The organism is Acinetobacter sp. 1130196 (assembly GCF_000588095.1).
Taxonomy (GTDB): Bacteria; Pseudomonadota; Gammaproteobacteria; order Pseudomonadales; family Moraxellaceae; genus Acinetobacter; species Acinetobacter nosocomialis.
Window position 1 is genome coordinate 1 of sequence record NZ_JFWX01000097.1, and the last position, 2,554, is coordinate 2,554.

At 40.1% G+C, this 2,554-nt stretch carries 6 protein-coding genes; all 6 read left to right on the forward strand.

The window, feature by feature from the left end:
- Nucleotides 1-162 (forward strand): DNA methyltransferase (locus J671_RS24370; protein ID WP_228132372.1); only part of this gene is annotated, 162 nt, incomplete at its 5' end.
- Complete coding sequence (locus J671_RS25905; RefSeq protein ID WP_155765211.1) at nt 159-698, forward strand: hypothetical protein; 540 nt, start codon at nt 159-161, stop codon at nt 696-698. The genes J671_RS24370 and J671_RS25905, both read left to right, overlap by 4 nt.
- Nucleotides 699-871: 173 nt before the next feature.
- Nucleotides 872-1,387 (forward strand): hypothetical protein, encoded by a 516-nt coding sequence (locus tag J671_RS24375; RefSeq protein WP_031975125.1) that lies wholly within the window; start codon nt 872-874, stop codon nt 1,385-1,387.
- A gap of 449 nt (nt 1,388-1,836) precedes the next feature.
- Entirely contained in the window at nt 1,837-1,974 is a 138-nt protein-coding gene (locus J671_RS25910) for a hypothetical protein (RefSeq protein ID WP_155765212.1), read from the forward strand.
- 4 nt (nt 1,975-1,978) lie between these two features.
- Nucleotides 1,979-2,152, forward strand: a complete 174-nt coding sequence (locus J671_RS26035; protein WP_165382523.1) for a hypothetical protein — start codon at nt 1,979-1,981, stop codon at nt 2,150-2,152.
- Nucleotides 2,145-2,429, forward strand: coding sequence for a hypothetical protein (locus J671_RS26255; RefSeq protein WP_031983342.1), 285 nt, complete (start codon nt 2,145-2,147; stop codon nt 2,427-2,429). The genes J671_RS26035 and J671_RS26255 overlap by 8 nt, the downstream gene beginning before the upstream one ends.
- The last annotated feature ends 125 nt before the right edge of the window (nt 2,430-2,554 follow it).

The following is a 2,554-nucleotide window of genomic DNA, read 5'->3' on the forward strand; positions in this document are numbered from 1 at the left end:
ACAATGGGTAGCGGTACCACAGGTGTTGCTTGTGTAAACACAGGTCGTTCATTCATTGGGATTGAGCAAGAGCAGAAGTACTTCGAAATAGCACAAGAACGTATTGCTCAAGCAGGTACCGAGAAAGACATGCAGCCTGACCTATTTGGAGAAGCGGTATGACTCTATCAGAAATCAGAGAACAATTAGCTGTAGTAGCTCAGCGTAATGGTCGTCCGCCTTATGATTTATGTGTGCTTAAAGCTGTTCAATTTGCTGTGAAGAATGGGACAGAACATCCGCTTAAAGAGCATTTGGATATTAAGCAGCCTACAGAAATACCAAAGGTTGAAAAGAAACAACCGGCAGTAAAAGCAGGTCCAAAAGTTCCACAAGCATCGCAGGAAGATATTAAGGATCTGTGTGATTGGATATCAGCACAAGTTGGTAGACAGAATCAACTTGCTGTTAAAGCTGGGACTTCACATTCAATTATCTGGCGTGTTCGCAAATCTAAAACATGTACTAAACGCCTATATGAGCAATTACTAAGAGCTAAAAATGAAATTATTGAAGGAGCAAGCGCTCAAGGGGGAACATGCGTAGAGCAGCAAGAATTGATGCAAATCAAAACGAGATTGTCAAAGCTCTACGACAAGTTGGGGCAAGTGTTCAATCGCTTGCTTCAACTGGAAAAGGATGTCCGGATCTGCTTGTAGGGTTTAGAGGCACTAACTACTTAATGGAAATTAAAGATGGTCAGAAGTTTAAGTCGGATAGAAAGCTTACTCCTGATCAAATCGAATGGCATGAATCATGGCGCGGCAAAGTCTTTGTGGTTGAGAGCATAGACCAGGCAATAAGTTTAATAAGTAATAATTAGGGTGACGGTATGAATGCGGCAGTAAATCACATTATGCAAACAACGGACTGGACTAAATACAGTCTAGAAGAATGGCTTTATCAATTTGGGGCTTGGATGTACTCAAATTCTGGAACTTGTGGAAAGAGCATAAACCCGATTGCTGTCGCTATGGATCAGGCTGCCAAAAAGCGCAAGCAAGAAGTGAAAGGCAAAGAGCAGATCATGGCAGATTGGCTTTGTTCTGATGATCCAGTTATCCCTAAAGGTCGTGGGCGTATAACATGTGAAATCACAGACAATGAAGCGCGTGCAGTTCAACGCCTCATCTTAGATATGCAAGGGCAATCAGAAGTGTTGGACGAATGGCTTGATGCTGTAATCAAAAGATACTTCTATAACAACTCTTGGTCAGAAATGGTTGTAACTCAAATGAATCCAGTTGGAGATATGGTTGTTGTCTATTCCCAAAATGATGCTAGAGCAGATGTTAAATGTGGTTTAGCTGCAATTCACTGCCGTTATAGTTTTATTAAATACAAATAGGTATAGAACTTGACCTTGTACAAGGCATGTGGCATATTTATGTTAGAGTGGTGCGAAGTGTAAGTAAGGTGCCACTAGGTGATGGATTCTTACAGCGTCTTTCGCCGATCGAGATTAAATATGCCCTAGAGTGAAATAGTCTGTAAGCCTCAAGGGTTCTCACCAATTTTAAAAGCTCATCATCCGATGGGCTTTTTGCTTTTATGCCCTACAAGCTTAGAACATTGGATTCCGATGTGCTGGACTGGATTTCTAGTCGATGCTTAAACGTAGGGCTATTTTTTTTGGAGGTTCACATGCTCCGAAGAATTAAGCAGGTCTATTGCACACATGTTTGGGAATATGAATCGGATTACAACGAAGACCTAATCAAAGAATGCAGAAATTGTGGAAAGATTAAGTGTTTGTAGCCCTGTCGTTTGACGGGGTTTTCTTTTTTGGAGAAGACAATGGCTGCTTTTATCGTTCTTGTTGTCATGTTCTTAACCATTCCTGTTTGTTATCTAATTAAATGGTATCAAGACTACAAGGCATGGAAGTTTCATAAAAACAGAAGCCGTCCTTTAAACCCGTGGTCTGATTGGTGAGTCTATGGACACAATCGAAGCGAAGAAGAATTTAGATTTACTCTACAAAGATCGGTTTAATCTTGAAAATCTGAATCATCTCAATGCGACACATCAGTTCAAGCAAGACTGTAAACGTCGAATTAGAGATATTGATGTGCAGATTGCTAACATCAAACAGAACCTTAAAAATGCGTGATGCAAAGCGACTGGCTGCAATAAGAAAATTACCATGCGTTAGATGCGGCTATCCTCACTCACAAGCGGCACATTCTAATTCTGGCAAGCATGGCAAGGGTAGAGGAATAAAAGCCTCAGATGCGTTTACAGTGCCTCTCTGTCATAAGTGTCATTTCCTATTCGACACATACCAATTAGGCACGAGACAAGAATCAGAAGCTCTATTTGATGGTTGGCTAGAAAAAACAGAGCGGATGTTAAAAATAGATACAAATTCTGATAATGAATTTATGTAAAAACGAAATGTTTACATATATTTATAAAAAAATTAAAACGCCATTTTTAAACCATGGTAAACTTCAAATACACAAAAGGGGTTTACTATGGTCACAGAAACACAGTTAGTTGTGCCTGGTACAAA